Genomic DNA, 10,000 nt, shown 5'->3' with positions numbered 1-10,000 from the left:
TCCAAGGTCTTGAGCACGATATTTTACACTATCTAAAAAGTTTTTTGAAGTAATTGGTGAAACCGGTTCTTTTGAATTTGGATCATAAAACTGCGAACCATAAGCCAACACAGATTCCATTTTTTTACCGATAAATTCTGAAATATCCACCACAAAATCAGGTTCAATATTTTGCCATTGAATATAATGGTAAACTACTTTTGGACGCCACACTTCTTGAGCTTCGCCATTCAACTCGGTTTTAATTTGTCGCAAACCTGATAAAAAACAAGCATCACTTACCAATTTGCTTCCTTTTCCGTGGTCAATGTGTCTATCTGTAATAGCGTTGCACAACACGATTTCAGGTTGGTATTTGCGAATCATTTCAATTACTTTCAATTGATGTGTTTCATCATTTACGAAAAAACCATCACGCATATCTAAATTCTCACGCACCACAACTCCTAAAATCTCAGAAGCCTTAGCCGATTCCGAATTACGAATTTCAACTGAACCACGAGTTCCTAACTCACCACGAGTTAAATCGATAATTCCGACTTTCTTTCCTAGGCTAACTTCTTTGGCAATCGTGCCGCTACAACCTAATTCTACATCGTCTGGATGCGCTCCAAAAGCTAATATGTCTAATTTCATTTTTAGTTTATAAATTTATCGTTTAAGAGTTTAAAAGGTTTTGGAAACTAAAACATTTCGCATGGTCATCGACTTGTTTTCTGTTTCAATAAATTCCTTTTCAGGGTTGCTGTCTTTTGTAATGCCACAACCTACGTAAATATTCACAACATCATTTTCTACTTCTAAACAGCGTAAATTTACGAATAAATCGGTTTGATTGTCTTTATTGTATTCGCCTAAAAAACCCGCGTAATATTTTCGATTATAACCTTCATTTTTAAGAATAAAATCGATGGCTTGTTCTTTGGGTAAACCGCAAACCGCTGGTGTTGGATGTAACGCTTTTATTAAATCATTCGCTTGAAAATCAGGAGTTAATTCACCCGAAATAAACGATTTTAAATGCGCTAAATTTCCAGCTTTAACTGTTTTAGCATCAGAAACAATAGGGTTATTAACTTTATCTTTTACTTTAGATATAATATAATCGGTAACAAATTGCTGTTCTTCGATTTCTTTGGTTGCCCAAATTACATTTTCAGAATACAATTGAGTTCCCGCCAAAGCTACTGTTTCAAACTGATTTTGATTGATTTTCACCAATTGCTCAGGCGTTGCTCCCATCCATAAACCAATCTTGGGATGAAAAAACAAATAGCGAAAAGCCGTTGGATAAGTTGAAATCAAGCTCTGAAAGGTTTCAATACTAGCGATTTGTTCTTTCAAAACGATTTTTCGAGACAAAACTACTTTATCGAATTCGCCTTGTTGAATAGCCGAAACTCCTTTGATAACTAAATCTTCAAAAGACTCTTTTTGATTGCTTTCAGAAGTGAAATTTTCAGTTGGTTTGTTTTCTAAATTTTCAAGATTTCCTTTCGAAAACAAATTACCTTCAAACGGAATTATTACTTGATTTCCTTCATGAAAAGGCATAAATACAAATCCAGCTTGACCGATAAAATCAATAATTTCATCTGATTGTTGTATAAGTAAATTCCAAACGTTTTCATTTGGTTTTACATAACATACAAAGGGAATTGCTTCACGCAAATAATGTGATATTTTATCAAACTCTAACATTAGTAAATTAAATTATCAATATCATTAGACGTTAGAATTTGAATATTCTTGGTAATTTTATCAATATCCCAATTCCACCATTGCAATTCAAGCAATTGCTGAATCTTCTCGTCAGAAAAACGCTTTTTAATTTCATTTGCTGGATTTCCACCTAAGATAGAATAAGGGGCAACATCTTTTACAACAGTAGCATTAGCAGCAATAATAGCACCATCTCCAATGGTTACACCAGCCATAATAGTTGCATTATATCCAATCCAAACATCATTTCCTATAGTAATATCACCTTTGTTGGGATAGCTTTTTTCATCCATAGCATTTTCCCATCCGTTTCCAAAAATAGCAAAAGGATAAGCCGAAATTGCATTAGATAAATGATTGGCTCCATTCATAATAAACTTTACATCCGAAGCTATCATACAGAATTTACCTATGATTAGTTTGTCATTTATAAAATCAAAATGATACTTTACATTTTTCTCAAAATTAGCTACATCTTCAAAATCATCATAATAAGTATAATCACCAACAATGATATTAGGATTTTTAACCAAGTTTTTCAAAAAACAAAGTCGGTTATAATTTTCTAATGGAAATAAAGTATTTTTATCTGGTCTAGTCATTATTGTCTTCTCGATAATACCATATTCGTTAATTTACAAAGCGAAATTAACTTTCCTTCTTCGTCTACAATTCTAATTTCCCATAAATGCAAACTAGCTCCTTTGTGAATGATTTTTGCCGTAGCGGTAACCATACCTTCTCTTTTGCTTTTTAAATGATTGGCCGAAATTTCGATACCACGAACTTCTTGCTTTTCTGGATTTACAAACATTAAAGAAGCGGCACTTCCAACACTTTCTGCAAGCGCAACAGAAGCTCCACCATGCAATAATCCCATCGGTTGATGTACTCTAGGATTTACTGGCATTGTAGCAGTTAAGAAATCTTCACCAGCATCGGTGTAAACAATTTCTAAGGTATTCATTAAAGTATTTTTGCTCCAATCGTTACACAATTGCAACATTTTTTCTCTATCAAACATCATAACTTTATTTTTTGTAAAATTAAGCATTCCGAACAGAATAATTCAACTGATTTAACGTTTTAGTAAGTATTTTAAACACATTTTGTTTTTACAGATTTAAAATTAATAATTACATTTACCAAAATTAACTATACATGCGTCGTTTATTACTTTTAATACTAATTGGATTTGCCGTTTCATTAACTTCTTGTAGAAACGATTTTGAATTTGAATCTAAAACAGGTGGTTTAGAATTTTCAAAAGATACGGTGTATTTGGACACTGTTTTTACCAATATTGGCTCGAGTACTTATACCCTAAAAGTGTACAATAGAAGTAATAAAAACATTTCAATTCCTTCACTTAGATTAAAAGATGGAACGGCTTCTAAGTACCGATTAATGGTAGATGGAATGGCAGGTCAAGTATTTGAAAATGTAGAAATATTGGCAAAAGATAGTATGTATATTTTCGTTTCTGTTACTGCTGAAGTTGCGGATGCAAATCCAACTGATTTTCTATATACTGATAAAATTTTATTTGGAGATGAAACTAATCCGAATCACCAAAAAGTAGAGTTGGTTACTTTAATTCAAGATGCTTATTTTATTTATCCTGGAAGAGTTCAAAATCCAGATGAAACCTATACTTATGATGAGTTAAATTTGGGTGTAGATGGAGACGGAAATCCTATTACGATTCGTGGTAGATTTTTGGAAGAAACCCATCCAGTGAACGGAAACGAATTGCATTGGACCAATACCAAACCTTATGTTGTGTATGGTTATGCCGCTGTTCCATCTAATAAAACACTTGTTGTAGATGCAGGAGCAAGAGTGCACTTTCATGCTGAATCGGGTTTGATTGTTGCTAATAATGCTTCTATTCATGTAAATGGTAGTTCCTCAACTACAGAAGCTTTAGAAAACGAAGTTATTTTCGAAGGCGATCGTTTAGAACCTGATTTTTCTGAAGTTCCTGGTCAATGGGGAACGATTTGGTTAACACAAGGAAGTACAAATAATCAAATTAAAAATTTAACTATAAAAAATGCTACTGTTGGAATGTTAGTTACTGGAAACGACGGGACTCCTACTCCAACTTTAGACTTAGAGAATACTCAAATTTATAATTGTACCAATGTTGGTATTCTAGCACGAACTGGAAATATTGAAGGTCGAAATGTAGTCATCAATAACTGTGGTCAAACCGCATTTGCTGGAAGTTTTGGCGGCAGTTATGAATTTGTACATTGCACCTTTGCTAATTATTGGCCAACACCAAATCAAAACGCAGTTTTACTTGACGATTACGATGGAAGTGCCATTTATGGTCTTACAAAAGCGAATTTCAAAAACTGTATCATTCACACTTCTAGTAATTTGGGAATCGTTTTGAAAAAAACAGGAAGTACTTTCAATTACCATTTTGACCATTCATTAATCAAATTTGCCGATTTTAGTAATCAATTTACAAATAATCCTTTATATGCTTTCACTAATGCAGCTTTGTATACGAATTGTTTGATTGCTACGAATTCTACTGTAAATAATCCTGATTTTAAAGATGCTCGAAATAATGAATTAATTATTGGTGAAGATTCAGCAGCAAAAGGAACTGCAGATAACACTTATTCAACTTTTAATGATATTTTAAATAATCCAAGAAGTAATCCATCCGATATGGGCGCTTACAACTGGACTACATTTGATTAACTTAAAGTAGTCATATTATTTTGATTGTTATTTTTTTTAGAATAAATTTGCACTTTCAAACAACAACACAAACAACTACATACAATGATTCATTTCTTCGGAAACCAATCCAACACGGTTTTTGCGGTTCAAACGCAAAACGAGATTTCATCAGAAGACATCAACAAATTAAATTGGCTTTTTGGCAACGCACATAAAATAGAAAAATCCGTATTGTCGGATTTTTTTGTTGGACCACGTGCCGCTATGATCACGCCTTGGAGTACAAATGCTGTAGAAATTACTCAAAACATGGGAATTTCTGGCATCATTCGTATTGAGGAATTTGAAAAAGTAGCTGCCGATTTTACTGATTTCGATCCAATGCTTTCACAAAAGTATTCGGAATTAAATCAAGAAATTTATACGATTAATATCCAACCAGAACCAATTTTGGATATTGAAGATATTGACGCTTACAATAAATCAGAAGGTTTAGCACTTAGCCCAGAAGAAGTTGAGTATTTGAATAATCTTTCAACAAAATTAGGAAGAAAGTTAACAGATTCTGAAATTTTTGCTTTCTCACAAGCGAATTCAGAACACTGTCGTCACAAAATTTTCAATGGAACATTTGTGATTGATGGTGAAGAAAAACCAACTTCTTTATTCAAATTAATTAAGAAAACATCGGAAACAAATCCAAACGATATTGTTTCGGCATATAAAGATAACGTAGCTTTTGTAAAAGGTCCGAAAGTAACACAATTTGCACCAAAAAGCGCAGACAAACCTGATTTCTACCAAGAAAAGGAATTTGATTCAGTTCTTTCATTAAAAGCAGAAACACATAATTTCCCAACAACTGTCGAGCCTTTCAACGGAGCTGCAACTGGTTCTGGAGGAGAAATTCGTGACCGTTTAGCTGGCGGACAAGGTTCGTTGCCATTAGCGGGAACTGCAGTTTACATGACTTCTTATTCTCGTTTAGCAGAAGAACGTCCATGGGAAAACGGAATGGCGGAAAGACCTTGGTTGTACCAAACGCCAATGGATATTTTGATTAAAGCATCTAATGGAGCTTCAGATTTTGGAAATAAATTTGGACAACCTTTGATTACGGGTTCTATTTTAACTTTCGAGCACGAAGAAAACAATCGCAAAATTGGTTACGATAAAGTCATCATGCAAGCGGGTGGAATTGGTTACGGAAAATTAGATCAAGCGATTAAAAAGAAACCACAAGAAGGCGATAAAATCGTTATTTTAGGGGGGGAAAATTATAGAATTGGAATGGGCGGAGCTGCAGTTTCATCAGCAGATACAGGAGCTTTTGGTTCAGGAATTGAATTAAATGCTATCCAACGTTCGAATCCAGAAATGCAAAAACGTGCGGCTAATGCTATTCGTGGTTTGGTTGAAAGTGATAACAATCCAATCGTTTCCATTCACGATCATGGTGCTGGTGGGCATTTGAACTGTCTTTCTGAATTAGTGGAAGAAACCGGAGGATTAATCGATTTAGATAAATTACCAGTTGGTGACCCAACACTTTCTGCTAAAGAAATCATCGGAAACGAATCGCAAGAAAGAATGGGATTGGTAATTGGTGAAAAAGACATCGAAACCTTACAAAGAATTGCTGATAGAGAGCGTTCTCCAATGTATCAAGTAGGTGATGTTACAAACGACCATAGATTTACATTCGAATCAAAATCAACTGGTGTAAAACCAATGGATTATGCTTTGGAAGATTTCTTCGGAAGTTCGCCAAAAACCATTATGACGGATAAAACCGTTGCAATCAACTATTCAGATTTAGAATATTCAAAAGAAAATATAGCAAGCTATTTAAGTCAAGTTTTACAATTAGAAGCCGTAGCTTGTAAAGATTGGTTAACCAATAAAGTGGACCGTTGTGTAGGCGGACGCGTGGCAAAACAACAATGTGTTGGACCATTACAATTACCTTTAAACAATGTCGGAGTTATGGCATTGGATTTCAAAGGAAAAGAAGGAATTGCGACTTCGATTGGACACTCGCCTATTTCGGCATTGGTAAATCCAGTGGCGGGTTCTAGAACAGCAATTGCTGAAGCTTTATCAAACATTGTTTGGGCACCAATGAAAGATGGTTTACAATCGGTTTCTTTATCAGCCAACTGGATGTGGGCATGTAAAAACGAAGGTGAAGACGCTCGTTTATATGAAGCGGTAAAAGGTTGTTCGGATTTTGCTATTGAATTAGGAATCAATATTCCAACCGGAAAAGATTCGCTTTCTATGAAACAAAAATACCCAAATGATGAAGTAATTGCACCAGGAACGGTTATTATTTCAGCAGCTGGAAATTGTTCGAACATTACTAAAGTAGTTGAACCTGTTTTACAAAGAAACGGTGGCAACATTTACTACATCAACTTATCGCAAGATTCGTTTAAATTAGGTGGAAGTTCGTTTGCTCAAGTGTTGAATAAAATTGGAAATGATGTTCCAACGATAAAAAATTCGGAATTCTTCAAAAAAGCATTCAACGTTTTACAAGATTTAATTAAAGACAGAAAAATCAAAGCAGGACACGATATTGGAAGCGGTGGTTTAATCACAACTTTATTAGAAATGTGTTTTGCTGATGATAAATTAGGAGCTTTAATCGACTTGACTTCTTTAGGAGAAAAAGATACGGTTAAAACTTTATTTAATGAAAATATCGGAGTTGTTTTCCAAGCGAATGCTGAAGTGGAAGCAACTTTCGCACAACATAATATTGAAATTTTTAAAATTGGTTCGGCTATCGATGGCGATGCGTTTACAGTTATCAACGGTGAAGATAGTTTGACATTCAGTATTGCAACTTTAAGAGATACTTGGTTTAAAACTTCTTTCCTATTAGATTCGAAACAATCTAAAAATGGAATGGCGCAAGCACGTTTTGATAATTACAAAAACCAAAAATTACAATTCACTTTCCCATCGCATTTTGACGGAAAATTACCGGTGATTGATGCTTCTAAATCAAGACCAAAAGCAGCAATCATTCGCGAAAAAGGAAGTAATTCCGAACGTGAAATGGCAAATGCTATGTACTTAGCAGGATTTGATGTTAAAGATGTGCACATGACCGATTTAATTTCGGGAAGAGAAACATTGGAAGACATTCAATTCATTGGAGCTGTGGGTGGATTCTCGAATTCAGATGTTTTAGGTTCGGCTAAAGGTTGGGCTGGGGTATTTTTATACAACGAAAAAGCCAATACTGCACTGAAAAACTTCTTCAAACGCGAAGACACACTTTCGGTTGGAATCTGTAATGGTTGTCAATTATTAATGGAATTAGAATTGATCAATCCAGAACACGAAGTTCACGGAAAAATGCACCACAACACTTCGAACAAACACGAAAGCGGATTTACTTCGGTAACGGTTCAGAAGAATAATTCGGTGATGTTATCAACACTGGAAGGAACAACTTTAGGAGTATGGATTTCACACGGAGAAGGAAAATTCAAATTACCTTATTCGGAAGAAAAATATAATATTGTAGCAAAATATGCCTACGAAGGTTATCCAGCGAATCCAAATGGTTCTGATTTCAACACGGCTATGATGTGTGATACTACTGGAAGACATTTAGTGATGATGCCACACATTGAGCGTTCGACTTTCCCTTGGAATTGGGCACATTATCCAGAAAGAGGACAAAAAGATGAAGTTTCTCCATGGTTAGAAGCGTTTGTGAATGCAAGAAAATGGATTGAGAATAAAAAATAATTTATCCAAACTTTTATAAAAAAGCATCTTTTAATTAAGATGCTTTTTTTGTACTATTGTGTAAAATTAAATAGCGATGTGGTTTGTCATTTTAAGTGTAATTTGTAGTGTTTCTGTTGGGATATTTTTAAAAGTAGCCAAACGATTTCAATTGAATATTTTTCAAATCATTACGTTTAATTATTTTTCGGCTTTACTCCTCACCTATTTAACTTTCCAACCCGAATTAAATTTCCAAGAAAAAACGACTCCTTATTCGCTTTTTATGGGATTAGCTATTTTATTGCCGATTGTATTTCTAATTCAAGCCAAATCAATAAAAGAAGTAGGAATTGTAAAAACCGATATTGCTCAAAGATTATCGTTATTTATTCCGTTAACCGCTTCTTACTTTTTATTTAATGAAACGTTTAGTCAATTGAAAATTATTGGTTTTATAGTTGGATTTTCTGCTATATTCTTCACCTTGAATAAAAAATCAGAAAGTAAATCGGATAATTGGGTTTATCCTTTATTGGTTTTATTGGGATTTGGAATCATTGATATCTTATTTAAGAAAGTTGCTGTTTTCAAGGATTTTAGTTTTACAACTTCCTTATTCATTATTTTTTGTGGTGCTTTTTTAATTTCGATTTTATTTCTAATTGGAAAAATTCTGGTTCAAAAAGAAAAATTAGAATCAAAAAATGTACTTTGGGGATTGGCTCTAGGAATTTTAAATTTTGGAAACATACTCTTCTATTTAAAGGCACACAAAGCTTTATCTGAAAATCCGTCAACAGTATTTGCCGGAATGAATATGGGCGTAATTATTTTAGGAAGTTTAGCGGGAATCCTACTTTTTAAAGAAAAAATGACTAAATGGAACTATTTAGGAATTTTGCTTGCTATAATTTCAATAATTTTTATAACATTTTCACAATTTTATTAAAATTAGTAGGCAAGCATAGTATTTTATTTTCATCAAAATACTAACTAATAGATTATCAATTATTTAAAAAATTGTTTAATTAACTTTATTTTTATAATTTGCATAAAATAACAATTGCGAATTATGAATAATATAACACGCTTATTTGACTTTCCTTATTATCAGTTAGAAAAGTATAATTTAAAGGATGCTTTAGTTACAAAATATGACGGACAGTGGATTAAAACATCTACTCAAGAATACTTAGATAAAGCCAACGCTATTTCAAGAGGTTTACTTCGATTAGGTGTAAATAGAAATGATAAAATTGCCATCATTTCATCTAATAATAGAACAGAATGGCATATAACGGATATTGGTGTATTGCAGACTGGAGCGCAAACCGTTCCAATGTACCCAACTATCTCGGCTGAGGATTATGAATACATATTAAATCACTCTGAATCTCAATATGTTTTTGTTTCCGATATTGAAGTTTATCAAAAATTACAAAGTATAAAAGCAAACGTTCCTTTATTAAAAGACGTTTTCTCTTACAATGATATTGCCGGATGTAAAAGTTGGAAAGAAATCTTAGAATTAGGAGCTGATACTTCAAACCAAGATGTAGTTGAAGATAGAAAAAATAATGTTACTACAACTGATTTAGCAACAATTATCTATACTTCTGGAACAACAGGAAGACCAAAAGGTGTTATGTTATCACACCAAAATATTGTTTCAGATGTTTTAATGAGTGCTCCAAGAGTTCCTTTGAGAGCTGGGGACACAAGAGCGTTGAGTTTCTTACCTATTTGTCACATCTTTGAAAGAATGTTGACGTATTTGTACCAATATTATGGTATATCGATTTACTTCGCTGAAAGCATTGAGAAA

Annotated in this window: 8 protein-coding genes; 4 read left to right on the top strand and 4 right to left on the bottom strand. The window is 33.5% G+C overall.

Annotated features, from left to right (window positions below):
- The 4 genes from bshB1 to LDL23_RS10735 all read right to left on the bottom strand — a co-directional run.
- The coding region (bshB1, locus tag LDL23_RS10750; RefSeq protein ID WP_291265701.1) for a bacillithiol biosynthesis deacetylase BshB1 at positions 1–636 on the bottom strand (636 nt) is incomplete at its 3' end.
- A gap of 30 nt (positions 637–666) precedes the next feature.
- The gene (locus LDL23_RS10745; RefSeq protein WP_291265700.1) at positions 667–1,701 is read right to left on the bottom strand and encodes an isochorismate synthase; all 1,035 of its coding nucleotides are present in this window, start codon (positions 1,699–1,701) and stop codon (positions 667–669) included.
- Positions 1,701–2,324 (bottom strand): CatB-related O-acetyltransferase, encoded by a 624-nt coding sequence (locus LDL23_RS10740; protein ID WP_291265699.1) that lies wholly within the window; start codon positions 2,322–2,324, stop codon positions 1,701–1,703. Before LDL23_RS10740 ends, LDL23_RS10745 begins: the two co-directional genes overlap by 1 nt.
- The gene (locus LDL23_RS10735) at positions 2,324–2,749 is read right to left on the bottom strand and encodes a hotdog fold thioesterase (RefSeq protein ID WP_291265698.1); all 426 of its coding nucleotides are present in this window, start codon (positions 2,747–2,749) and stop codon (positions 2,324–2,326) included. The genes LDL23_RS10740 and LDL23_RS10735 overlap by 1 nt, the downstream gene beginning before the upstream one ends.
- A gap of 134 nt (positions 2,750–2,883) precedes the next feature.
- Between LDL23_RS10735 and LDL23_RS10730 the strand changes: the two genes are divergently transcribed.
- From LDL23_RS10730 to LDL23_RS10715, 4 genes are all read left to right on the top strand, one after another.
- Positions 2,884–4,443 carry a hypothetical protein gene (locus LDL23_RS10730; RefSeq protein WP_291265697.1) on the top strand — a complete coding sequence of 520 codons (1,560 nt, stop codon included), beginning with the start codon at positions 2,884–2,886 and terminating at the stop codon, positions 4,441–4,443.
- A gap of 84 nt (positions 4,444–4,527) precedes the next feature.
- On the top strand, positions 4,528–8,193 hold the full coding sequence (purL, locus tag LDL23_RS10725) for a phosphoribosylformylglycinamidine synthase (RefSeq protein WP_291265696.1): 3,666 nt from the start codon (positions 4,528–4,530) through the stop codon (positions 8,191–8,193).
- 76 nt (positions 8,194–8,269) lie between these two features.
- The gene (locus LDL23_RS10720; RefSeq protein WP_291265695.1) at positions 8,270–9,124 is read left to right on the top strand and encodes an EamA family transporter; all 855 of its coding nucleotides are present in this window, start codon (positions 8,270–8,272) and stop codon (positions 9,122–9,124) included.
- A 123-nt stretch (positions 9,125–9,247) separates the two neighbouring features.
- The coding region (locus tag LDL23_RS10715; protein ID WP_291265694.1) for an AMP-binding protein at positions 9,248–10,000 on the top strand (753 nt) is incomplete at its 3' end.

Source organism: Flavobacterium sp. (assembly GCF_020217025.1).
Classification (GTDB): Bacteria; Bacteroidota; Bacteroidia; order Flavobacteriales; family Flavobacteriaceae; genus Flavobacterium.
The sequence above is the reverse complement of the archived record's forward strand: the minus strand, read 5'-3'. Positions and strand labels throughout refer to the sequence as shown.

Excerpts from the sequence above, each read along its gene's own strand:
- LDL23_RS10745 (WP_291265700.1), bottom strand. The coding sequence starts at position 1,701 with ATGTTAGAGTTTGATAAAATATCACATTATTTGCGTGAAGCAATTCCC.
- LDL23_RS10740 (WP_291265699.1), bottom strand. The coding sequence starts at position 2,324 with ATGACTAGACCAGATAAAAATACTTTATTTCCATTAGAAAATTATAAC.
- LDL23_RS10735 (WP_291265698.1), bottom strand. The coding sequence starts at position 2,749 with ATGATGTTTGATAGAGAAAAAATGTTGCAATTGTGTAACGATTGGAGC.
- LDL23_RS10730 (WP_291265697.1), top strand. The coding sequence starts at position 2,884 with ATGCGTCGTTTATTACTTTTAATACTAATTGGATTTGCCGTTTCATTA.
- purL (WP_291265696.1), top strand. The coding sequence starts at position 4,528 with ATGATTCATTTCTTCGGAAACCAATCCAACACGGTTTTTGCGGTTCAA.
- LDL23_RS10720 (WP_291265695.1), top strand. The coding sequence starts at position 8,270 with ATGTGGTTTGTCATTTTAAGTGTAATTTGTAGTGTTTCTGTTGGGATA.